Origin of the sequence: Sagittula sp. P11 (genome assembly GCF_002814095.1) — a bacterium.
Lineage (GTDB): Bacteria > Pseudomonadota > Alphaproteobacteria > Rhodobacterales > Rhodobacteraceae > Sagittula.
The window spans coordinates 15,561-36,068 of record NZ_CP021919.1 but is presented as its reverse complement, the minus strand read 5'-3'; the positions used below and the strand labels follow the sequence as shown (position 1 = coordinate 36,068).

Here is a 20,508-nt window from a genome sequence, read left to right as displayed (position 1 = left end):
GCGGGTCGATGTATCAGCTGAACAAGGTCGACAAGAAATTTCCCGGCGTGCATGCGCTGAAGGCGGTGGATTTCCGCATCGGGCGCGGCGAGATCGTGGGCCTCGTGGGGGAGAACGGCGCCGGGAAATCGACGCTGATGAAGGTGATCTACGGCACCTATCAGCCCGACGGCGGCACGATCACCATCGACGGCAGGACCGTCCGCTTCCAGAACCCGCGGCAGGCGATGGACCATGGCATCGGCATGGTGTTCCAGGAGCAGTCGCTGATCACCAACCTGACGGTGATGGAGAACATCTTCCTCGGGTTCGAGCAGCAGTTCGTGCGCTGGGGCGTCATCGACTGGAAGGCGATGGCGGCGGCGGCGAAACGGCAGCTTGCCAAGGTGCGGCTGGAGATCGACCCGGCCACGGTCACGTCGAAGCTGTCCTTCGCGCAGCGGCAGCTGGTGGAGCTGGCCAAGGTCCTGACCCTGGAGGAACGCATCGAGGGCGACCTCGTGATCCTGCTGGACGAACCGACCAGCGTCCTGGCGCGCGAGGAGGTGGAACTGCTGTTCAGGCTGGTGCGCGAACTGACGAGCCGGGCGTCCTTCATCTTCGTCAGTCACCGCATGGACGAGGTGCTGGAACTGTCGGACCGAATCTACGTGATGAAGGACGGCGAGGTGGTGGACGTGGTCGATCACGACACAGCCCGGGTCGAGGAGATCCAGCACAAGATGGTCGGCCGGGACGTCGACAAGGAGTATTACCGCGAGCAGAAGCAGAAACCCTACGATCCCTCGCGCGTGCTGGTGCAGTTCGACCGGGTGAGCGTCGCGGGCAAGTTCAGCGACATCTCCTTTGACCTGCACCCGGGCGAGGTGCTTTGCCTTGTGGGCACCGAAGGCTCCGGGCGGGAGGCGATCCTGCGCACGGTCTTCGGCCTCGAACGGCCGACCTCGGGCCGGGTGGAGGTGAAGGGCAAGCCCTACCACCGGACGAGCGCGCAGGAGGCGGTGGCCCGCGGGGTGGGCTACGTCCCGCGCGAGCGCAAGGTCGAAGGCATCGTGACCGGCATGAACGTCTACGAGAACATGACCCTCAGCCAGATGGGCAACTACGCCTCGGGCGGGGTGCTGCGCATCGACCGGGAAAAGGCGCTGGCCGAGGAATGGATCAAGCGCTTGTCGATCAAGACGCCGGATATCTACAAGGATTGCGGCGGGCTGTCGGGCGGCAACCAGCAGAAGGTCGTGCTGGCGAAGTGGCGGTCGGCGGGTCGGATATCATCCTTCTCGACCACCCCACGCGGGGGCTGGATATCGGGGCCAAGGAAGACGTCTACGACATGGTGCGCGAGATGAGCGCCGCCGGTGCGGGCATCGTGCTGGTGGCCGACACGCTGGAGGAGGCCATCGGCCTCAGCCACACGATCCTCGTCCTGAAGGACGGGGCGTTCCAGAAACGCTTTGACGGGTCACCGGGCGACAAGCCGTCGCTTTATGACCTCGTGCATCACATGATCTGAGGGGGACGGCATGTCACTGGAGAAACTGAAACCCTGGTTCCCGTGGTTCACGCTGGCGGTGCTGGTGATCCTGGTGGGCGTGGTCAACCCGGCCTTCTTCAACCCGTCGGGCATGGTGGCGCTGGTGGCCGATATCGTGCCGCTGTTCATCATGGCGCTGGGGATGACCTTCGCGATCTACATCGGCGGGATCGACCTGTCGGTGCAGCAGGTGGCGAACCTCGTGACCGTGGTGGCGACCGTCTACCTGGCCCAGTTCGGGGTGCTGGTCGCGGTGGTCTGTATCGTGGCGGGCTTCGGCATCGGCGCGCTGTCGGGCTGGATCACCACGCGGCAGTTCGTGCCCTCCTTCGTTGCGACGCTGGCCATGGGGTTCATCGCGCTTTCCGGCGCGCGCTACCTGTCGGGCGAACGCGCGCTGTCGATGGATGCGGAGATACGGGACGCGAGCTTTGGCTGGATGTTCGGCAACACCGCGGGCGTCCCGCATGAGCTGATCATCGCGGGCGTGCTGCTGGCGGTGGCGTGGTTCCTGCAGACCCGCACAACCTTTGGCCGCGCGCTGAAGGCGGTGGGGGCAGGGGAGCTGGCCGCCGTGGCCTCGGGCCTGAAGGTCGACCGGATCAAGATCCTTGCCTTTGCGCTGTCGGGGACGTTTGCCGCGATTGCCGGGCTGATGTTCTCGGTCAAGCTGTCGGGGGGCGACGCGAACCTGGCGAACGGGTTCCTGATCCTCGCCATCGTGGCGGTGCTGGTCGGGGGCACGCCGCTGACCGGCGGGGTCGGCGGGGTCATCAACACTCTGGTCGGGACATTGATCGTTGTCGTGATACGCTCGGCCATGGTCTACCTCGAGGTGGATGCGACCATGCAGCAGATGATCTTCGGCATCATCCTGATCGCTGCCATCGCGATGACCATCGACCGGTCGAAGATGAGGATCGTGAAATGATGCGTGCGGCAGTGCTGAAGGAACCCGGGCGGTTCGAGATCGAGGAGCGGCCGATCCCGAAACCCGGGCGCGGCGAGATCCTGATCCGGATCGCGCGGGTCGGCATCTGCGGCACCGACCTGCACATCTTCAACGGACATTACGCGGCAGAGAGCCTGCCCATGGTGCCGGGTCACGAGTTCACCGGCACCGTCGCGGCGCTGGGGGCGGGGGTCGACGGGCCGGAGGTCGGGACAAAGGCCGTGGTCGACATGAACATCGGCTGCGGGCGCTGCTACTGGTGCCGCCGCAACGAGATCCTGAACTGCCCCGGGATGCAGCAGATGGGCATCACCATGGACGGCGCCTTTGCCGACTACATGACGGTGCCCGCGCGGCTGGTGATGCCCGCGCCGGAGCATGTGCCCTTCGAGGTGCTGGCCCTGACCGAGCCGCTGTCATGCGTGGTGCGCGCGGCGCGCAAGGCGCAGGTGACCTTCGGGCAGTCGGCGCTGGTGATCGGCGCGGGGCCGATCGGCAACCTGCATGTCCAGCTTCTGCGGACCATCGGGGTTGCCCCGATCATCGTCACTGACCTCTCCCCGGATCGTGTGCGCATGGCGCTGGACTGCGGCGCGGACATCGGTGTGTCCGATCCGGGGCAGTTGAGGCAGGCGGTGATGGAGGCGACCGACGGGCGTGGCGCCGACCTGGTGATCGAGAGCGTGGGCAACCCCGCGCTTTACGCCGCTGCCCTGCGGCTGGTGCGCCGGGGCGGGCACCTTGCCGCCTTCGGGCTGACGGGCCCGGACGAGACGCTGGCGCTGCCGATCCTCGACACGATCCTGCAGGAGAATTCGGTCAAGGGGTCGGTCGCGGGAATGGGACAGGACATGCACGACGCGCTGACGCTGCTGGTGCACGGGCGGCTGAAGACGGAGCCGTTTACCCGCGCCAGCTTTGCCCTCGACGACATTCAGTTGGCGTTCGACACGCTCGGCGACCGGTCCGGGGACCTGAAGACCCAGATCGTGATGAGTGAATGATGCAGGAGGAGACACGGACATGGCCATCACCACCGAAGCCTACACCTCGCAGCCGCAGGGGCTGATCCCCAACAGCCGCTTTCCGCTTCTGGTGCATCGCGGCGCGGTGCCGGGCGGCGGGGCAGAGGCGCTGAAGGAACGGTTCCGCAGCAACGGCTGGTCGAACAACTGGGATTACCCCGGCATCTACGAATACGCGCATTTCCATTCGACGACGCATGAATGCCTTGGCTGTGCGCAGGGCTGGATGGAGTTCTCGCTTTCCGTGGGCGAGGGCGGATGGACAAAGGTCCGGATCGAGGCGGGGGACGTGATCGTCATGCCGGCGGGCGTCAGCCACGAGATGACGGCCCAGTCCGAGAACATCCACATGTGCGGCGGCTATCCCGACGGGCGCGACTGGGACGACATCCAGGAGCAGTTCCTCACGCAGGAGGATTACGTCCACGCCTGCAAGCGGATCATGATGCTGCCCATTCCCGCCCGCGACCCTGCCACCGGCGAGGCCATGCCGCATTGGCACGCCGCGCCGTCCTCCGTCGATGGCGGGTGGAACGACTGGCGGCACGCATTGGACAGGCGCAGCTGAGCCGCGCCCGAACCCACATCAGGAGAGACAGATGGATACCAGCAGCACACGGCTTTCGCTGCCGTCCGAACCGCGCGCGTTCGGCTTTTTCGTCGACGGCGCCTTTGTGCCCGCCGGACCCCGCGAGGTGTTCGAGCGCCGCTCGCCCGGGCATGACGTGCCGGTGACCCGGATTCCGAAATGCACGACCCGGGATCTCGACAGGGCGGTGGATGCGGCGCGCGCCGCCTTCGACGACCGGCGGTGGTCGGGCCATGGCGGGCAGGCGCGGGCCGCCGTGCTGCTGAAGGCCGGGGCGCTGATCCGCGAACGCGCCGAGGAAATCGCCTATTTCGAGACGCTGGAGAACGGCAAGCCGATCAGCCAGGCGCGCGGCGAGGTGGCGGGCTGCGCGGACATGTTCGATTATGCCTCTGGCCTTGCGCGGAGCCTGCACGGCGACAGCTTCAACAACCTCGGCGACGGGATGCTGGGCCTTGTCACGCGCGAGCCGGTGGGGGTGGTGGGCATCATCACGCCGTGGAACTTCCCCTTCCTCATCCTGTGCGAGCGGGTGCCCTATGTGCTGGCCTCCGGCTGCACCATCGTTGCGAAGCCTTCGGAGGTGACGAGCGCCACGACGCTGATTCTTGCGGAAATCCTGACGGAGGCGGGGCTGCCCGACGGCTGCATGAACGTGGTCACCGGATCGGGGTCCACCATCGGGCAGGCGCTGATCGAGCATCCGAAGGTCGACATGCTGTCCTTCACCGGCTCGACTGCCGTGGGGCGGCGCGTGGTCGAGGCGGCGGGCCGGACGAACTTCAAGAAGCTGGGGCTGGAGCTGGGCGGGAAGAACCCGCAGATCGTCTTTGCCGACGCGGACCTCGACGACGCGGCGGACGGGGTGGCCTTCGGCATCGCCTTCAACACCGGGCAATGCTGCGTGTCCGGGTCGCGGCTGATCGTCGAACGTTCTGTCGCGGACGCATTCGCCCAGAAGGTGCGGGACAAGCTGGCCCGGGCAGTGGTGGGCGATCCGCTGGACGAGGCGACCCAGATCGGCGCGATCACCACCGATGCCCAGAACGCCACGATCCTGTCCTACATCGAGAAGGGGCAGGCGGAGGGTGCGCGGCTGATCTGCGGCGGAACGGCGCTGGATTTCGGGCGCGGCCAGTATATCGCGCCGACCGTCTTCGGCGACGTGACCGCCGACATGGCCATCGCGCGCGAGGAGATCTTTGGCCCCGTTCTGACGGTCATGCCCTTCGACACGGTGGAGGAGGCGATCTCCATGGCCAACGACACCGACTACGGGCTTGCGGCGAGCGTCTGGACAAAGAACATCGACAAGGCGCTGATGGTCACGCGCCGGGTGCAGGCGGGTCGTTTCTGGGTGAACACCACGCTGGCCGGCGGGCCGGAGCTGCCGCTTGGCGGGTTCAAGCAGTCCGGCTGGGGCCGGGAGGCGGGCATGTACGGGGTCGAGGAATACACCCAGGTGAAGTCGGTGCATGTCGAGATCGGGAAAACGCACGCCCTGGATCGCGTGAGGGGGGATCATGTCGGAGGAGTATGACTACATCATCGTGGGCGGCGGGTCGTCAGGCTGCGTGCTGGCCAACCGGCTGACCGAAGACGCCTCCGCCCGCGTCCTGCTGCTGGAGGCCGGGGGCAAGGACACCCATCCGCTGATCCACATGCCGGTGGGCTTTGCCAAGATGACCACCGGGCCGCTCACCTGGGGGATGGTGACGGCGCCGCAGAAGCACGCCAACAACCGCGAGATTCCCTATGCGCAGGCGCGCGTGATCGGCGGCGGGTCGTCGATCAACGCCGAGGTGTTCACCCGCGGCCATCCCGCGGACTACGACCGCTGGGCCAACGACGAAGGCTGCGAAGGCTGGTCCTTTGCCGAGGTGAAACGCTACTTCCTGCGCTCCGAGGGCAACACCTTCCTGGCCGGGGAGTGGCACGGGACGGAGGGCGAGCTGGGCGTGTCGAACCTGAAGGAGCCGCAGCCGATGACCCGCGCCTTCCTGCAGGCCTGCCAGCAGCGCGGCATTCCCTACAACCCGGATTTCAACGGCGCGGTGCAGGAAGGTTCGGGCATCTACCAGACCACCACGAAGAACGGCCGGCGCTGTTCGGCGGCGGTGGGGTACCTGCGCCCGGCGATGAAGCGGCCCAACCTGACCGTCCGGACCGGGTGCCTGGTGCACCGGATCGTGGTGGTGCGGGGCCGCGCGGTTGGCGTCGACTATGCGCAGAAGGGGACGCGGACGACGGCGCGCGCCGCATCGGAGGTGCTGCTGACTGCCGGGGCCATCGGATCGCCGCGGCTGATGATGCTGTCGGGGATGGGACCGGCGGCGCACCTGCGGGAGCATGGCATCGACGTGGTGGCCGACCTGCCCGGCGTGGGCGAGAACCTGACCGACCATTTCGGCATCGACATCGTGGCGGAGCTGAACGGGCACCAGAGCCTCGACAAGTACAACAAGCCGCACTGGATGGCCTGGGCTGGGGCGCAATACCTGCTGTTCGGGTCCGGGCCGGTCACCTCGAACGTGGTGGAGGGCGGGGCCTTCTGGTATGCCGACCGCTCCCTGCCGATCCCCGACCTGCAGTTTCATTTCCTTGCGGGCGCGGGGGCGGAGGCGGGGGTGCCTTCGGTGCCGAAGGGGTCGTCGGGCGTCACGCTGAACAGCTACGCGGTGCGCCCCAGGTCGCGCGGGACGGTGCGGCTGCGGTCCTCCGACCCTGCGGCGCTGCCCGTGGTCGATCCGAATTTCCTGGGCGACCCGGAGGATCTGAAGACCTCGGTCGAGGGGGTGAAGATCAGCCGCGAGATCTTTGAACAGGCGGCGCTGCAGAAACATTTCCGCAGGATCTGCTTTCCCGACGACAGTGTCAGGACGCAGGCCGATTACGAAGCCTATGCCCGACAGTTCGGGCGCACGTCCTACCACCCGACCTGCACCTGCAAGATGGGGCCGGAGAGCGATCCCATGGCGGTTGTCGATCCGCAGCTCAGGGTGCGCGGCGTGGACGGCCTGCGGATCTGCGACAGTTCGGCCATGCCGAGCCTGATCGGGTCCAACACCAATGCCCCCACCATCATGATCGGCGAGAAGGCCGCCGACCTGGTGCGGGGAAACCGCTGACGCACCTCCCTGTCAGGCCTGGGGCGGCCTGAGCGCCGCCCCCTTTTCCGTTCAGCCGCGCCTCAGTCGAAATCCGGTGCGTAGGGCACGAGGTCCTTGCCGACGATCCGGTAGCCGGTGCGGGTCATGTCCTCGATCCGCGCCATGTCGATGGACGAGAGGGTGAAGTCCATCACGTCGAAGTTCGCGGCGATGTTGGCGGGATTCGTGGACATGGTGTTGATGCTGACGCCCTTCTGCAGGATCCAGCGCAGCACGACTTGCGCGGCGCTCTTGCCGTAGGTTTCGCCGATCTCGCCGAAGATCGCGTGCTTGAACACCTCGCCGCGCGCCACGGAGCAATAGGAGGCAAGCGGGATGCCGGTCTCGGTCGCGGCGGTCAGCAGCTTGTCCTGATTGAGCAGCGGGTGGAATTCGACCTGGTTGGTGACCAGCGGCGCGTCCACGATGGCGCGGGCGTCGTGCATCATCTGGGCGGTGTAGTTCGACACCCCGATGTGCCGGGCCAGCCCCCGGTCGTGCGCCTGCTGCAGCAGCTCCAGCGACAGGCGGATGTCGCCGCCCGGAGTCGGCCAGTGCAGGAGCAGCACATCCGCCTGGTCGATCATCAGCTTCTTCAGGCTTTCCTCGACCGAGGGCAGGAACGCCTCCTCGCTGAAGTTGGCGATGTCGACCTTGGTGGTGATGCACAGCTCATCTCGGCTGAGGCCGGTGGCCCTGAGCGCCGCGCCGGTGTCGGCCTCGTTGCCGTACATTTGCGCGGTGTCGAAGGCGCGATAGCCCACCTCGGCGGCGGCGAGAACGGCATCGTGCAGTTCCTGCCCCGTCAGGGGAAACGTGCCGAACGAGCGTTGATAGGTCTTTTCGAAATAGATGGTCACGGTTGGCTCTCCCTGTGAATGGGCCGCGTGATCCGCGTGACGGGCGGCAATATCGGGCTTGATCGTGGCACGACTTGGCGGCATATTGCAAATAACCAGTTAGTTACTAAGAGGCAACCGGATATGTCCAAGACCGCGACCGCAGAGGAGGCCGTCCGCCGGATCGGGGATGGTGCGATCGTCGCCGTGAACGCGTCGAGCGGGCTGTGCTGTCCCGACGCCGTGCTGGCCGCGCTTGGCGCGCGGTTCGACGCGACGGGATCGCCGCGCAACCTGACCTCGGTTCATCCGATCGCGGCCGGGGACATGTTCGGCACGCCGGGTGTGGATCACATCGCCAAGCCGGGGATGCTGACGAAGATCATCGGCGGGTCCTACCCCTCGGGCCCGACGAAGGCGGAGCCGCCGAAGATCTGGCAGATGATTACCGCCGGGCAGGTGAAGGCCTACAACGTGCCCTCGGGCATCGTCTTCGACATGCTGCGCGAGGGGGCGGCCAAGCGGCCCGGCGTGCTGACCAAGGTGGGGCTGCAGACCTTCGTCGATCCCGATCTGGAAGGCTGCGCGATGAACGACGCCGCGCGGGCCGAACCGCTGGTCTTCCACCGGGAGTTCGAGGGCGAGGACTGGCTTTATTTCCCGGCGATCCGGCCGGATGTGGCAATCATCCGCGCCACCACGGCGGACGAGCGCGGCAACCTGAGCTTCGAACAGGAGGGCGCCTACCTCGGCGCGATGGAGCTGGCGCTGGCCGCGCGCAACTCCGGCGGGCTGGTCATCGCGCAGGTCAAGCGGGTGGCGCAGAACGGCTCCATCCGGCCGCATGACGTGCGCGTGCCGGGCATCCTGGTGGACGTGGTCGTCGAGGCGCCCGGGCAGTTGCAGACCACCGCGACCGACTACGACCCCGCCATCTCCGGCGAGCTGATCCGCCCGCTGCACACGTTCCGCCCGGCGGATTTCAACGTGGGCAAGGTCATCGCCCGCCGCGTGGCGCAGGAGTTGCGCGAAGGCTGGGCGGTGAACATCGGCTTCGGCATCTCGGCCAACGTGCCGCGGATCCTTGTCGAGGAGGGGCTGCACGGTGCGGTCACCTGGATGATCGAGCAGGGCGCGGTGGGCGGCGTGCCGCTCCTGGACTTCAAGTTCGGCTGCGCCGCCAACGCGGAGGCCTTCGTCGCCTCGCCGCACCAGTTCACCTATTTTCAGGCGGGGGGATTCGATGCCTCGCTGCTGTCCTTCCTCGAGGTCGGGCGGGACGGGTCGGTCAACGTCTCGCGGCTGCGCGGCGTGCCGCATCGCACCGCCGGGGCCGGGGGATTCGTCGACATCACGGCGCGCGCCCGCAAGATCGTGTTCTCCGGCAACTTCAACGCCGGGGCGAAGATGCGGGTGGAGGACGGGCAACTGGTGATCGACAGCGAGGGCAAGGTCGCGAAGTTCGTCGATGCGGTCGACCAGGTGTCCTTTTCGGGCGCGCGGGCGCGGGAGCTGGGTCAGGACGTGACCTACGTGACGGAGCGCTGCGTGATCCGGCTGGTCGAGGGCGCGCTGGTCGTGACGGAGGTGGCGCCGGGACTGGACGTGCAGCAGGACATCCTGGATCAGGCGGCCACGGAGCTGCGGGTTGCCAACGATCTGAAGACCATGGACGCGTGTCTGTTCCAGCCGGGGACGATGGCGCTGGAGCTTGCCCGGGCATGACCGGCTGGCCCCATCTTTCGCTGGAAGCCGGGGGCGGAATCGGCGTGCTGCGCCTGACGCGCGAGGACAAGCGCAATGCGCTGGACGCGGCGATGATGGAGGCGCTTGCCGATCTCTGCCGGCAGGTCGAGCGGCGCGAGGACATTGGCGTCCTGATCCTGACGGGCAGCGGGCGCAGTTTCTGTGCCGGGGGCGACATTGCCGCGTGGAGCGCGGAAGGCCCCGCCGCGTTCGGGCGCCACTGGGTGCGCGACGGCCACGCGGTCCTCGACCGTCTGGCCCGGCTGCGGCAGCCGGTGATCGCCGCGCTGAACGGCCCGGTGCTGGGCGGCGGGCTGGAGCTGGCCGCCTGCGCCGACTACCGAATCGCCGAGGACCATGTGCGCTTCGGCCAGCCGGAAACCGGGCTGGGGATCATCGCGGGGTGGTCGGGGACGCAGCGGGCCGTGCGCCGCTTTGGCGCGCAGGTGGTCCGCCGCATGGCACTGTTCGGAGAGGTGTTGTCGGCGGAGGAGGCCTTGCGCGCGGGTCTGGCCGACCGGGTGGTGCCGCAGGGCGAGAGCCTTGGGGCGGCCCGCGATCTGGCGCAGGCGCTGTTGAAACGCGGGCCGCTGGCGACCGAGCTGACCAAGATGCTGGTCAATGCCGCCGAGGGCGAGGAGCGGGAGCGTGTTCTCGACGCCCTCGCCGGGCGGATTGCGGCGGCCAGCGACGAGTTGCAGGAGGGCGTCGCGGCCTTCAGGGAGAAACGACCGCCGGATTTCGGCGGCAGGGGAGAGTAAACGATGATCCGACATCTTGTGCACCTGCGGTTCCGCGGGGACGTGGACGCGGCGACGAAACAGGCGCTGTACGACCGGCTGGCCGGGCTGGCCGACCGGATCGACGGCATCGAGGATTTCCAACACCGGCAGAACGTCTCGGTCGAGACGCCGCTGGTGCGCGGTTTCCTCGACATGTTCTGGTTCGATTTCCGCGACGCGGAGGTGCGTGACGCCTACCTTGTCGACGAGGTGCATCAGGCCATCGGCGCCGATATCGTTGCCTGCGTCGAGGGTGGCGCGGAGGGTGTCTTCGTTTGCGATATCGAGCTCTGACGCGCCCCTTGTCGGGGGCGGTCAGGCGTAGATCATCAGCCGGTTCACCCCGCGCTGCACGGTTTCGCCGCGCTGGTTCGTCACGTCGAAGTCCAGAGTGGCGACCGCGCGCTTTCCGTCAGAGGTGGCGCGCAGGCCGGTGACGGTGATCGTCGCGGCGATGCTGTCCCCGGCGAGGACCGGGGCGGAAAAGCTCCAGTCCCAGCCGAGCGAGGCCAGCGCCGCGAACTGCGCCGGAGCCTGGTTTTTCAGCCCATCGACCAGAGACAGTACCAACAGCCCGTGTGCCACCCGGTCGCGGAACCCGTGGCGCAGGGCGGCGTCGCGGTCCATGTGGATCTTGAACCGGTCGCCGGTCATGGCGGCGAAGGCGTCGATCAGCGCAGGTGTCACCGTGCATTGCCCGGTTTCGATCACGTCGCCGGTCCGGAGGTCGGCCAGGCCATACTGGCCCGGCCCGAGTGTCCTGCCGCTCATGGTGTGGGGGCGTCTTCTCGCAGCAGTCCCTTGGCTTTCAGGTCCGCCCAGAACGCATCGGGGATCGGGTGGCTGAACCACGCGAGGTTCTGCTGCAACTGCTCCACCGTCCGCGTGCCCGCCATGAAGGTCGGCACCGCGGGGTGCGCCACGACGAACTGCAGCGCGGCGGCGGGCAGGGGCACGTCGTAGTCTGCGCAGACCGCCTCGATCCGGCGGACGCGATCCATGATCTCTGCCGGGGCGGGGGCGTAGTTGTACTTTGCGCCCTCCTTCGCCCCGGTGGCGAGGATGCCGGAGTTGAAGCCGCCGCCGACCACGACTGCCGCACCGCGTTCCTCGCAGAGCGGCAGGAATTCGTTGAGCGATTCCTGTTCCAGCAGGGTGTAGCGCCCGGCCAGCAGGAAGCAGTCGAAGTCGCGCTGTTGCAGGGCGGCGTGGCAGACTTCCCACTCGTTGACGCCGACACCGATTGCCTTGACCACACCCTGGTCGCGCAGCTCCGACAGAGCCTTCCACGCGCCATCCATCGCCTGCCGGAACACTTCCGGCTGCTCGGTCCCGCGGGTGAAGACGTCGATGTCGTGGATGAAGCAGATGTCCATCCGTTCGAGGTTCAGCCGCTGCAGGCTGTCCTCGAAGCTGCGCATGGTGCCGTCGTAGCTGTAGTCGAAGTGCATCGTGAAGCGCCCGGCGTTGGTCCATGGCGCGTAGTCGATGTCGGCCTTCCGCGCCGGTTTCAGGATGCGCCCGACCTTCGAGGACAGCACGAAATCGTCGCGGTCCTTCCAGCGCAGCCCGTGGCCGGTGCGCAGTTCGGCCAGCCCGTGGCCGTACATCGGCGCGGTGTCGAAGTAGCGCACGCCCTGATCCCACGCCTCCCGGATCATCGCGTCCGAGGTGTCCTCGTCGATCTCGCGAAAGATGTTGCCGATCGGGGCAGTGCCGAATCCGAAGGGGGTCACCTCCAGATCGACGCGTCCGAATTTCACCTTCTCATCGGGTTTCATGCCGTCCTCCCATAAGTAACTGCATGGTTATATAGCGCAGATCGGCGGCGGCAAATCAACCCTCATGAGGGACTTGACCAAACTGCCGCGCCTGCCTAAAAGTAACCATCTAGTTACTGCGGGAGGCGAGATGTTTCTGACAGAGATGCACGTTCAGGTGCGCGACATGACCCGGCAATTTGCGCAGGACGTCATTCGCCCCGCGGCGGAGGCGCTGGACGACGAGGAACGCTTTCCCGGCGAGATCTACGACCAGATGGCGGAGCTCGGCCTGTTCGGCATCAGCGTGCCGGAAGAGATGGGCGGACCGGGATTCGACACGGTGACCTATGCGCTGGTGATGGAGGAGTTGTCGCGCGGCTATGCCAGCGTCGCCGATCAATGCGGGCTGGTGGAGCTGCTTTCTACGCTGCTGGTACAGCACGGCACCGATGCGCAGCGCGCCCGGTGGCTGGCGCCGCTTCTGACGGCGCAGAAGCGGGGCGCCTACTGCATCACCGAAGCCGAGGCGGGGACCGACGTGTCCGGCATCCGATCGACCGCCGTGAAGGACGGCGACGGCTGGGTGCTGAACGGCGGCAAGATCTGGATCCACAACGCGCCGGTGGCGGACGTGGGCTTTGTCCTCGCGCGGACCGATCCGGAGGCCGGGCACCGCGGCATGTCGATCTTCATCGTCGACCTGCATGCCGAGGGCGTGTCGCGCGGGCCGAAGGAACACAAGATGGGCCAGCGCGCCAGCCAGGTGGGCGCGCTGAACTTCGACAACGTCCGGCTGCCGGCAGAGGCCCTGCTGGGCGTCGAGGGACGCGGGTTTCACATGATGATGAGCGTGCTCGACAAGGGCCGCGTGGGGATTGCCGCGCTGGCCGTGGGGATCGGTCAGGCGGGGCTCGAGGCGGCGGTGGACTACGCCGCGCAGCGCAAGCAGTTCAAGAAGGCCATCGCGGAGTTCCAGGGGGTCCAGTGGCTTCTGGCGGACATCGCAAAGGACGTGGAGGCGGCGCGCCTTCTCGTGCTGAACGCCGCCTACAAGATCGACACAGGTGCGGATGCCACGCGCTATTGTTCGATGGCGAAGTGCTTTGCCGGGGACATGGCCGTGGCGCGCACGGCGGATGCGGTGCAGGTCTTCGGCGGCTCGGGCTACATCCGCGGGTTCGAGGTGGAGCGGCTGTATCGCGACGCCAAGATCACGCAGATCTACGAGGGCACGAACCAGATCCAGCGGATGATCATCGCCCGCGAACTGCTGGCGAAGGGGGCCGCGGCATGAGCGGACAGGTCGCGCTGATCACCGGGTCGAGCCGGGGCATCGGGCTGGCCGCCGCGGTGGCGCTGGCGCGCGAGGGGTTTGCCATCGCGCTCAACGGCCCTTTCGACGACGACGAGTTGCAGACCGCCGTCAGGACGGTGCAGGCGGAGGGCATACCAATCGTGGCCGCGCCCTTCGACGTCGCCGACCTCGACGCGCATGGTGCGGCGCTGGACCGGGTGGAGGCGGCGCTCGGCCCGCTGACGACGCTGGTCAACAACGCCGGGGTGGGCGTGATGCAGCGGGGCGATCCGCTGGACGTCACCGAGGACAGCTACGACCGCTGCCTTGCGATCAACGCCAAGGCGCCGTTCTTCCTGACCGCGGCCTTTGCCCGGCGTCTTCTGGCGCGCGACCGCGATCCGGCGCTGTTTCACGCGGTGGTCAACGTCACCTCGTCCAACGCCGTCGCGGTGGCGGAGCCGCGGGCGGAATACTGCGTCTCGAAAGCCGCCGCCGCCATGTCGTCGAAGGTCTGGGCGGTGCGGCTGGGGCGCGAGAACATCGCGGTCTACGACGTGCAGCCCGGCCTCATCGCCACGGAAATGACTGCCCCCGTGATCGCGCAGTACGAAGCGCGCGCGCAGGCGGGCCTGACCCTCTTTCCGCGCGTCGGCCAGCCCGGGGACATGGGCGGGATCATCGCCGCGCTCGCCAGCGGCAAGCTGCCGTACACCACCGGACAGGCGATCTCGGCCGATGCCGGGATGCTGGTGCCGCGCTTCTGAAGGACCACACCCATGAAGATCGCCTTGCCCGACGAGACCGGCGCGCTTGAGGACTACCGCCTGACCGGCACGCCGATGCCCGAGACCCCGCTGCCCGCCAACCCGGCGCGCGTGGTCTATTCCGCCGCCCACGTGGTGGCCGATCCGTTCACCGCCAGCGACCCCTCCGGTCTGGCGGCGGTGGACTGGGCGGCAACGATGCGCTTTCGCCACCACCTGCACGGGCTGGGCTTGGGCATTGCCGAGGCGATGGACACCGCGCAGCGGGGCATGGGCCTCGACTGGCCCGGCGCGCTGGAGCTGATCCGCCGCACGCGGGCCGAGCTGCCCGAGGCGCTGGTCGCCAACGGCTGCGGGACCGATCACCTCGACCCGTCCGGGGCGCGGGGCCTCGACGACGTGAAGCGCGCCTACATGGAGCAGCTCGGTGCGATCCAGGCGCTGGACGCCCGCGTGATCCTGATGGCGAGCCGCGCCATGGCGCGTGTCGCCCGCGGCCCCGACGATTACATCCGGCTTTATACGGAGCTTCTGTCGGCCTGCGATCACCCGGCTATCCTGCACTGGCTGGGCGACATGTTCGATCCGCAGCTTGCCGGTTACTGGGGCAGTGACCGGTTCGAGGACGCGCTGGAGACGGTCGTCGCGATCATCGAGGCGAACGCCGCCAAGGTCGACGGGATCAAGATCTCGCTTCTGGACAAGGAGAAGGAGGTCGTCCTGCGCCGCCGCCTGCCATCGGGCGTGCGGATGTATACCGGCGACGACTTCAACTATCCCGAACTGATCGAAGGCGACGGGCAGGGGTTCTCGCACGCGCTGCTCGGGATCTTCGACCCGCTGGCCCCCGCGGCGGCGCATGCGATAAACCTTCTGGGGCAGGGGGACGCGGCGGGCTTCCGGGCCACGCTGGACCCGACCGTGCCGCTGGCGCGGCTGATCTTCCGCGCGCCGACGCGGTACTACAAGACCGGCGTGGTCTTCCTTGGGTGGCTGAACGGCTTCCAGGATCACTTCGTCATGCTGAACGGCGCGCAGGCGATGCGCCCCCTGCCGTATTTCACCGAAGTCTTCCGGCAGGCCGACCGCTGCGGGCTGCTGCGCGACCCGGACATGGCGGTGACCCGCATGAAGCGCCTGCTGGCGGTCTACGGCGTGGCGTGATGCGGGATTTCTCGCGCGACACCTCGGCGCTGGCGCTGAACACGGCGACGCTGGGCCACATCCTCGACGGCCATGGCGCGGGCTGGTCGCCCGAGCAGGTGACCGACGCCTGCGCCGAACGCGGTTTTGGCGGCATCGTCTTCTGGCGGCGCGAGATCAGTGGCGATGCAGTGCGGATCGGGGAACGGGTCCGCGCCGCCGGGATGCAGGTGGCGGGGCTGTGCCGCACGCCGTACCTGACCGGGCGGGACGCGGGCAGCGACGACGAGGTGACGGCCTCCATCGACATGGCGGCGGGGCTGGGCGCCCCGGTGCTGACCATCGTGACCGGCGGAACGGAGCCGGGGACAAAGGGGCTGGAGGACAGCCGCAGGCGGTTGGCCGAACGCATCGCCCGCCATGCCGACCATGCCGCCGCCTGCAATGTGCGGCTTGCGCTGGAACCGCTGAACCCGATGTTCGGTGGCAACCGCACCTGCGTGTTCACGGTCAGGGATGCGCTGGAGGTCTGTCGGGCGCTCGACCTGCCGCATGTCGGCATCGCCGTCGATGTCTACCACGTCTGGTGGGACCGGACGCTGCCGGAGGTCCTGCCCGGGGCGGCGGGGAAGATCTTCGGCTACCACCTTTGCGACTGGCTGGAGGACACCCGCCACATGCTGCTGGATCGCGGGATGATGGGGGACGGGGTCGCCGATCTGAAGCCGCTGCGGCGGATGGTCGAGGCGGCGGGCTATGACGGGTTCTGCGAGGTCGAGGTGTTCTCGGTCGACAACTGGTGGAAGCGCCCGCCCGCTGAGGTTCTGGACGTTATCGTCGACCGTTTCCGGACCGTCTGCTGACGGGGATATGCCGGGGGCGGTCCGATCCGTCTCCCGGCGATCCGTGGATCAGCCCTTGCGCAGGTCGTCCAGCAGCTTGCGGGCTTCGGCCTCCGTCACGCGGCCATGGGCGCGCAGGCCCGCCGCGACGGACTCGATCTCGTCGCCCTCCGCACCGGCGGCGATGGCCACGTTCTGCGCGTGCAGCGCCATGTGACCCTTCTGGATGCCGTCCGTCGCCAGCGCCCGCAGCGCGCCGAAGTTCTGCGCCAGCCCGACGGCAGCGGTGATGCGCGCCAGCTTCTCGGCACTGTCGGCGCCGAGGACCTTCAGGCAGAGCTGTGCCACCGGGTGCACGCGGGTCGCGCCCCCGACGATGCCCAGCGACAGCGGCAGCTCGATGGTCCCGGCCAGATCGCCCTCGGCGGTCTTCTCCCAATGGGTGAGCGGGCCGTACTGCCCGCACTGCGCGGCATAGGCATGGGCGCCGGATTCGATGGCGCGGGTGTCGTTGCCGGTGGCCAGCACCACGGCAGAGATGCCGTTCATGATGCCCTTGTTGTGGGTCGTCGCGCGGTAGGGATCGGCTTCCGCGAACTCGGCCCCCAAGAGCATCGCCTCCACCACCTCCGGGCCGCCGATCTGGTCGGCGGGCCAGACGGCGCGGGCGCGGGTCAGACGGCGGTCGGCAAGGTTCGACAGGATGCGCAGCAGGGGCCGCGCGCCCGTCCAGCCGGCCAGCATGGGCGCCACCCGTTCGGCCATGGAGTTGACCGCGTTGGCGCCCATCGCGTCCAGCGTGTCGACCACCAGATGCACGATCACCATCGTGCCGGAGCGCGCCTCCACCAGCCGCACGTCGACCTCGCGCAGGCCGCCGCCGAGCGAGGTGAGCTGCGGGTCGACCTCGTCGCAGATGGCACGGATCTCGTCGGTGCGGCCGAGGATCTGCGCGCGGGCGTTGCGAGGATCGCTCAGGCCGCAAAGCTGAACCTGCGCGATGGTCAGCGAACCGGAGTAGGAGGTGAAGAACCCGCCGGTGTCCCGGCAGCGCTTCGCCGAATTGCAGACCGCCGCGATGACGGAGCTTTCCTCGGTCGCCATGGGCACGAGCATCTCTTCCCCGTCGACGATCATGTTGGTGGCGAGCCCGAGCGGCACCGGCATCACCCCGATGGCGTTCTCGATCAGCCGGTCGACGAGGCCGCCTTCGATAGGGCCCAGGTTGTCGAAAAGCTGCAGCGCCTCGGCATTGCCGCCAAGCCGTTCGGCGAGGATGCCGATGCGCTCTTCGCGGCTGGCCTGAGCGAAACCGGGCAGGCGGGACGTGTGGTCTGTCATGGGAGTCTCCTGCGAGGGAAAGGCGGGGTCAGCCGCGAATGAGATAGCCGCCGTCCACGGGGATCGCCGCCCCCGTGATGAAACGAGCCGCCGGCGAGGCGAGGAAAAGCACCGTGCCGGCCATTTCCTCCGGCAGGCCCCAGCGACCCAGCGGCGTGCGGGAGGTGACGCGGGCGTCGAGCCCGGGCATGTCCTTGCGGGCCTGCCGGGTCAGCGGCGTGTCGATCCAGCCCGGCAGGATGGTGTTGGCGCGGATGCCTTCCGACGCCCAGGACACGGCGAGGCTGCGGGTGAACTGCACCACCCCGCCCTTGGCAGCGGCATAGGCGCTGGTGGCCTCGTTCGCGAGCACGGACATCATGGAACCCACGGTCACGATGCAGCCGTCGCCGCTTTCCTTCAGCAGGGGATAGAGCGCGCGGCAGGTCAGGAAGACCGAGGTCAGGTTGGTGTCGATCACCGCTTCCCAGTCGTCGAGGGTCAGGTCCTCGGGCCGCATCCGGCGGTTGGTCCCGGCAGCGCAGACAAGCGTGTCGAAGCCGCCCAGAAGCTCGGTCACGGCCATTTCAAGCCGCGCCGCGTCGTCTTCGGAACCGGCATCCCCGGCGACGAAATGCACCGTGCCGTGGGGCGTCAGGGCAGCGAGGGCCTCGGCACCGCGCGCCTCTGACCGGCCGGTGATGATCACTTCCACACCGGCCTCGAGAAAGGCCCGCGCGATGGCGAGGCCGATGCCGCTGGTGCCGCCGGTCACGACGGCACGGCGGCCTTTCAGGTCGAACAGGTCTGACATGGATGTCCTCAGTTACCGAGCGCCGCGGGCAGCCACAGCACAAGCGAGGGGAACAGGATGCAGAGCATCAGCCCGAAGATCTGGATCAGCACGAAGGGCACGATGCCGCGGTAGATCTGGCCGATGCTCAGTTCCGGCGGCGCGATGCCCCTCAGGTAGAACAGTGCGTATCCGAAAGGGGGCGTCAGGAACGATGTCTGGAGGTTGACCGCCACGAGCACCGCGAACCACGTCAGGGTGATGCCGGAGTTGCCCAGCCCGAAATCCAGCCCCGCGATGATCGGCGCAAAGAGCGGCAGCACCACGTAGGAGATCTCGATCCATTCGAGGAAGAAGCCCAGCACGAAGATCAGCGCCATGATGAGGAACAGGGTCTGGTAGGGACCGGAAGCGATGGCCATCACCGCGTCCTCGATCATGTAGTCGCCGCCCACGCGCTTGAAGATCGCCGAGAAGACGGTGGCGCCGATGGCGACCGACAGGATCATGGCGCTGGTGAGCGCGGTCTCCTGCACGCATTCCACAAGGTTCTTTCGGGTGAGTTGCCCCATGAACGCGGCGAGCAGCGTGGCCCCCAGCGCACCGATGGCGGCGGCTTCGGTCGGGGTGGCGACACCCGCGACGATGGACCCAAGCACGCCGAGGATCAGCAGGACCGGCGCCACGAGGTGCTTGGCCAGCGTGACGATCAGTTCGCCGATCGGGGTGGCCTCGGACTTCGGTGCCGGGGGCGCCTTCGACGGGTCGAGCCAGGTGGTCACGAGAATGTAGGCGGCATAGAGCCCGCCCAGCACGACGCCCGGGATCACCGCCCCCATGAACAGGTCACCGATGGAGATCGACAGGATGTCGCCCACGAGGACCAGCATGATGGAGGGCGGGATGAGGATGCCCAGCGTCCCGGCGGAACAGATCGTCCCGGCGGCCAGCGACATGGAGTAGTTCTGCTTGATCATCACCGGCAGCGCCATCAGGCCCAGCATGACGACGGAGGCCCCGATGATCCCGGTGGAGGCCGCCATGACGACGCCCACGATGGTCACCGACAGGGCAAGCCCGCCCGGCCTTTGTGCGAACATCTTTTCCAGCGACAGCAGGAGGTTCTTGGCGATGTCGGATTTCTCCAGCATCAGGCCCATGAACACGAAGAGCGGCACCGCCAGCATCAGCCAGTTTGTGAGCGTGCCGGTGAAGATGCGTGACGAGACCGTGTTCAGGAACAAGAGCGGCACGTCGCCGATGAAGGTGAAGAGAATGCCGACACCCGCCAGCACAAAGGCGACCGGGTAGCCGGAGAAGATGCCGGCGATCAGCACCCCGACCATGGCAAGGGGAAGCGCATATTCAGCCATTCCGGTCCTCGTGTTCTGGGTGTTCTGCCGGTGCGGGCGAGAAGATGCGCCCGAGATGGATCAGGATGCGGCCGATCCCGGTGATCCCGAGAAAGACGAACCCGAGCGGCAGGAACGCCTTGATCAGGTAACGGTCGGTCAGCCCGCCGTAGTCGGAGCGTTCGCCGGTGTTGAAGGAAAACTCGACGAAGCTGAGGCTCAGCCAGCCGATGATGACGCAGAAGGGCAGCAGGAAGATCACGTCGCCCAAGAGGTCGAGCACCGCCCGGCCGCGCGTCGAGAGCTTGTCGTAGACAAGGTCCACCCGGACGTGCTGATCCCGTGCGAGGGCATAGGACATGCCCAGCATGATGATGATGGCCAGCAGATGCCATTGCAGCTCGGCAAGGCCGGTCAGGGTCAGCTCTGTGCCGAAGAGCGGCAGGTCGGTCTGCCACGTGGCGATCTGGCCCACGTGCATGAGCGATCCGATCACGGCCACGAGCACCAGCGCGATCATCGGCAGCAACAGCCACGCCGCGGCGCGTCCTGGCCATGCGCCCGTTTGCACGAGCGCATGGCCGACGCGCTCCAGTCTGGAACGCGAAGTCATGGCAG

General features: G+C 67.6%; 19 protein-coding genes and 1 pseudogene. 13 read left to right on the top strand and 7 right to left on the bottom strand.

Features of this window, described 5'->3' with window-relative positions; translation table 11 throughout:
- The first annotated feature begins 8 nt into the window (after positions 1-8).
- The 6 genes and pseudogenes from CDO87_RS26550 (at position 9) to CDO87_RS26525 (ending at position 7,228) form a co-directional block, all read left to right on the top strand.
- Positions 9-1,513 (top strand): annotated as a pseudogene (locus CDO87_RS26550) (sugar ABC transporter ATP-binding protein).
- Positions 1,514-1,523: 10 nt separating this feature from the next.
- A complete protein-coding gene (locus tag CDO87_RS26545; RefSeq protein WP_100931644.1) occupies positions 1,524-2,465 on the top strand; it encodes an ABC transporter permease in 942 nt (313 codons plus the stop codon).
- The gene (locus CDO87_RS26540; RefSeq protein ID WP_100931643.1) at positions 2,462-3,490 is read left to right on the top strand and encodes a zinc-binding dehydrogenase; all 1,029 of its coding nucleotides are present in this window, start codon (positions 2,462-2,464) and stop codon (positions 3,488-3,490) included. The genes CDO87_RS26545 and CDO87_RS26540 overlap by 4 nt, the downstream gene beginning before the upstream one ends.
- Before the next feature lie 19 nt (positions 3,491-3,509).
- Positions 3,510-4,079, top strand: coding sequence for a hypothetical protein (locus CDO87_RS26535; protein ID WP_100931642.1), 570 nt, complete (start codon positions 3,510-3,512; stop codon positions 4,077-4,079).
- 31 nt (positions 4,080-4,110) lie between these two features.
- Entirely contained in the window at positions 4,111-5,640 is a 1,530-nt protein-coding gene (locus CDO87_RS26530) for an aldehyde dehydrogenase family protein (protein WP_100931641.1), read from the top strand.
- The gene (locus CDO87_RS26525; RefSeq protein ID WP_100931640.1) at positions 5,624-7,228 is read left to right on the top strand and encodes a GMC family oxidoreductase; all 1,605 of its coding nucleotides are present in this window, start codon (positions 5,624-5,626) and stop codon (positions 7,226-7,228) included. The genes CDO87_RS26530 and CDO87_RS26525 overlap by 17 nt, the downstream gene beginning before the upstream one ends.
- Before the next feature lie 62 nt (positions 7,229-7,290).
- On the opposite strand, the gene CDO87_RS26520 is transcribed toward CDO87_RS26525, so the two are convergent.
- Complete coding sequence (locus CDO87_RS26520; protein WP_100931639.1) at positions 7,291-8,109, bottom strand: aldo/keto reductase; 819 nt, start codon at positions 8,107-8,109, stop codon at positions 7,291-7,293.
- A 123-nt stretch (positions 8,110-8,232) separates the two neighbouring features.
- Here CDO87_RS26520 and CDO87_RS26515 point away from each other — a divergent pair, with 123 nt between their 5' ends.
- Genes CDO87_RS26515 through CDO87_RS26505 form a run of 3 tightly spaced genes read left to right on the top strand, consistent with a single transcriptional unit; the run spans position 8,233 to position 10,910 of the window.
- Positions 8,233-9,813, top strand: a complete 1,581-nt coding sequence (locus CDO87_RS26515) for an acyl CoA:acetate/3-ketoacid CoA transferase (protein WP_100931638.1) — start codon at positions 8,233-8,235, stop codon at positions 9,811-9,813.
- Positions 9,810-10,595, top strand: a complete 786-nt coding sequence (locus CDO87_RS26510; protein ID WP_100931637.1) for an enoyl-CoA hydratase/isomerase family protein — start codon at positions 9,810-9,812, stop codon at positions 10,593-10,595. Before CDO87_RS26515 ends, CDO87_RS26510 begins: the two co-directional genes overlap by 4 nt.
- A 3-nt stretch (positions 10,596-10,598) precedes the next feature.
- The gene (locus CDO87_RS26505; protein WP_100931636.1) at positions 10,599-10,910 is read left to right on the top strand and encodes a Dabb family protein; all 312 of its coding nucleotides are present in this window, start codon (positions 10,599-10,601) and stop codon (positions 10,908-10,910) included.
- Between the two features lie 21 nt (positions 10,911-10,931).
- Here the strand turns inward: CDO87_RS26505 and CDO87_RS26500 are convergent, their stop codons facing one another.
- Both CDO87_RS26500 and CDO87_RS26495 read right to left on the bottom strand, forming a co-directional pair.
- Positions 10,932-11,387, bottom strand: coding sequence for a MaoC family dehydratase (locus tag CDO87_RS26500; protein ID WP_100931635.1), 456 nt, complete (start codon positions 11,385-11,387; stop codon positions 10,932-10,934).
- Entirely contained in the window at positions 11,384-12,397 is a 1,014-nt protein-coding gene (locus CDO87_RS26495) for an aldo/keto reductase (RefSeq protein ID WP_100931634.1), read from the bottom strand. Before CDO87_RS26495 ends, CDO87_RS26500 begins: the two co-directional genes overlap by 4 nt.
- A 130-nt stretch (positions 12,398-12,527) precedes the next feature.
- Here CDO87_RS26495 and CDO87_RS26490 point away from each other — a divergent pair, with 130 nt between their 5' ends.
- Genes CDO87_RS26490 through CDO87_RS26475 form a run of 4 tightly spaced genes read left to right on the top strand, consistent with a single transcriptional unit; the run spans position 12,528 to position 16,446 of the window.
- A complete protein-coding gene (locus tag CDO87_RS26490) occupies positions 12,528-13,673 on the top strand; it encodes an acyl-CoA dehydrogenase family protein (RefSeq protein WP_100931633.1) in 1,146 nt (381 codons plus the stop codon).
- A complete protein-coding gene (locus CDO87_RS26485) occupies positions 13,670-14,440 on the top strand; it encodes a 3-ketoacyl-ACP reductase (protein ID WP_100931632.1) in 771 nt (256 codons plus the stop codon). The genes CDO87_RS26490 and CDO87_RS26485 overlap by 4 nt, the downstream gene beginning before the upstream one ends.
- A gap of 12 nt (positions 14,441-14,452) precedes the next feature.
- Positions 14,453-15,604, top strand: coding sequence for a dihydrodipicolinate synthase family protein (locus CDO87_RS26480; RefSeq protein WP_100931631.1), 1,152 nt, complete (start codon positions 14,453-14,455; stop codon positions 15,602-15,604).
- Entirely contained in the window at positions 15,604-16,446 is an 843-nt protein-coding gene (locus CDO87_RS26475; protein WP_100931630.1) for a sugar phosphate isomerase/epimerase, read from the top strand. Before CDO87_RS26480 ends, CDO87_RS26475 begins: the two co-directional genes overlap by 1 nt.
- Positions 16,447-16,494: 48 nt before the next feature.
- Here CDO87_RS26475 and CDO87_RS26470 read toward each other — a convergent pair whose 3' ends face one another.
- From CDO87_RS26470 to CDO87_RS26455, 4 genes are read right to left on the bottom strand one after another with little or no spacing between them, the layout of a single operon-like run.
- Positions 16,495-17,766: a hydroxymethylglutaryl-CoA reductase, degradative gene (locus CDO87_RS26470; RefSeq protein WP_100931629.1), complete on the bottom strand. Its 1,272-nt coding sequence runs from the start codon at positions 17,764-17,766 to the stop codon at positions 16,495-16,497.
- Between the two features lie 28 nt (positions 17,767-17,794).
- The gene (locus CDO87_RS26465) at positions 17,795-18,559 is read right to left on the bottom strand and encodes an SDR family NAD(P)-dependent oxidoreductase (RefSeq protein ID WP_100931628.1); all 765 of its coding nucleotides are present in this window, start codon (positions 18,557-18,559) and stop codon (positions 17,795-17,797) included.
- An 8-nt stretch (positions 18,560-18,567) separates the two neighbouring features.
- A complete protein-coding gene (locus CDO87_RS26460) occupies positions 18,568-19,911 on the bottom strand; it encodes a TRAP transporter large permease subunit (RefSeq protein ID WP_100931627.1) in 1,344 nt (447 codons plus the stop codon).
- Entirely contained in the window at positions 19,904-20,503 is a 600-nt protein-coding gene (locus tag CDO87_RS26455) for a TRAP transporter small permease subunit (protein ID WP_100931626.1), read from the bottom strand. Before CDO87_RS26455 ends, CDO87_RS26460 begins: the two co-directional genes overlap by 8 nt.
- Positions 20,504-20,508: the final 5 nt, after the last annotated feature.